Origin of the sequence: Allobacillus sp. SKP2-8 (genome assembly GCF_007559355.1) — a bacterium.
In the GTDB taxonomy this organism is placed as follows: Bacteria; Bacillota; Bacilli; order Bacillales; family Alkalibacillaceae; genus Allobacillus; species Allobacillus halotolerans.
Window position 1 is genome coordinate 1 of record NZ_VMHF01000038.1, and the last position, 2,111, is coordinate 2,111.

At 42.6% G+C, this 2,111-nt stretch carries 2 protein-coding genes; both read left to right on the forward strand.

Annotation, left to right across the window (positions count from 1 at the left end):
• Positions 1 to 160 precede the first annotated feature (160 nt).
• Positions 161 to 1,615: an IS21 family transposase gene (istA, locus tag FPQ10_RS12790; protein ID WP_370512047.1), complete on the forward strand. Its 1,455-nt coding sequence runs from the start codon at positions 161 to 163 to the stop codon at positions 1,613 to 1,615.
• Positions 1,608 to 2,111, forward strand: a 504-nt coding sequence (locus FPQ10_RS12795; RefSeq protein WP_144163883.1) for an ATP-binding protein, incomplete at its 3' end; no start/stop codon positions are given. The genes istA and FPQ10_RS12795, both read left to right, overlap by 8 nt.

Genomic DNA, 2,111 nt, shown 5'->3' on the forward strand with positions numbered 1-2,111 from the left:
TGTATAGTGCAAAATAAAAGTAGAGAGAATTGCAAAGAAAATCTTAGAACTATGCAATTATCATAAGGCAAAGAAAAAAGGCTTGCCAGCCCAATCAAAAAAACCTACCGTTAATAGTGACTAAACAATTAATGGTGGAGGTAATGAAAGGATGCTGGCAATGCCTGAAATTAATCATATCAAAAAACTGAGAAACGTGAAATCATTATCGATTAATAAAATATCAGAGAGAACGGGATTTAGTTGGGAAACGGTCAAGAAATATGCTGATGAAGATCATCTCCCTTCGGAAGTAATTCCTAAGAAGGGTGGAATGATGTATGAGGAGAAGTGGGGAGAGATTGTTTCTGATTGGTTGTTGGAGGATTACGCTCTGAAGAAGAAGCTACGACGTAATAATAAGAACATCTATGAACAGCTCAAGGAACTGGGGTTCGCAGGATCATATCGAACCGTTTGTAATTATATTGCAGAGTGGCGTGAAAAACGAATGGAAGATGGAGAGACCTTCAAGGAGGAATACGACCGGTTGACACATCCTCCGGCTGAAGCCCAAATTGACTTTGGGATGACGGAGGCCATCCAAGACGGAAAAGCAAAAGATATTCACTGCTTAATCATGAGTCTGCCTTACAGCAATGCGGGATTTACTGTTCCCTTGCCAGGAGAGAATCAACAGTGCTTCCTCGAAGGTTTGAAAATGTTATTCAAACAATTGGGGCGTGTGCCCCGGAAGCTACGGATCGATAATTTGCCTGCTGCCGTAGTAAGGGCAAGAGGAAAACATGGCGATACGATATTTACGGAAGGCTTCCTGAAATTCGCCAGTCATTATGGCTTTGAGCCACTGGCATGTAATGCAAGGAAGGGAAATGAAAAAGGCCATGTGGAAAACAAAGTTGGCTATGTAAGATACAATTTCTTCACTCCTTCTCCAGTGATTCGGGATTTGGACCATCTAGAGGAAATGCTCACCCAGAAATCTACGAAAGATCATGAACGTAAGCACTACAAGAAAGGCGAGCCGATAAAGAATCTTATTGAGGAAGAGAAAAAGTACTGCCTGGCCTTACCGGAAAATGATTACCCGGTATTCGGCAAGCAAACGGTGTCTGCCAATAAATATGGAGAAGTCCTCATTGACAGTGAACCCATTCATATTCCGAACAGTTATCATTATAGCCAATTGTATGTGATTACTTATTGGGATTCCTACAAGGTGATCTCACCAAACGGTGAGGTGTTAGGTGAAGGGCCACGTCCTTACATGAATAAATCCCGGGAACTGCCATGGGCATCCATCTTGGGAATGTGGAAAAGGAAACCTCGATCTGTATCCCACTCTAGGTATTTCCCTTACCTACCTGGAAGGATAGCCAGCTACGTAAACATCGAATCACCAGAGATACAGAAAGAACGAATTGAATGGTTAATGGGACTGATTGTAACCTATAGTATGAATGAGATTGATGAACGATTTTATGAATTACTTCCCACGAAGGGTCATCCGTCTTCAGAATTTGGTAGTCATCCATATGAAGTGAATTGGAATATGTATGATTCCTTGTGTCCAACGGAGCTTGCATCTGAAGGGAAGGCGAATATCCATGAGTGATCGATTAAAAGAAATGTGCAAATCGCTGCGTCTAGCCTATGTGGCAGATATTTATGAAAAAGTCCCCTTCGAGAATCCCAGTCAATACCTGGAAGCCTTATTCCAGCAGGAATTCGACCTTCGTGATACAGCCAAGGGTGAACGTCTCATAAAGAAAGCCAGATTTATGAACGGTAAGGAGTTAGACAATTTTCAATGGGGTGACCAGGTGAAATTTCCACCACAGATCAATCGTGGAGACCTGGAGAGCTTGGGATTCATTTCGCGAAAAGAAAATGTCATTCTGACAGGCTCGCCCGGTACAGGCAAGACACATATTGCAACCGGATTGGGACGGCAAGCATGTCGAAAAGGATATGAAGTGCGTTTCTACCGCGTAGCCGATTTAGTGGATCAATTGGAGAAAGCTTGGAACGAGGGTAAACTTCAATGGTTCAGGAACAAGTTCAAGAAGGTGGACCTCATCATTTTGGATGAAATGGGTTATATTCCGTTT

Bases quoted from the DNA above. Each gene is read 5' to 3' on its own strand.
- istA (WP_370512047.1), top strand. From the start codon at position 161: ATGCCTGAAATTAATCATATCAAAAAACTGAGAAACGTGAAATCATTA.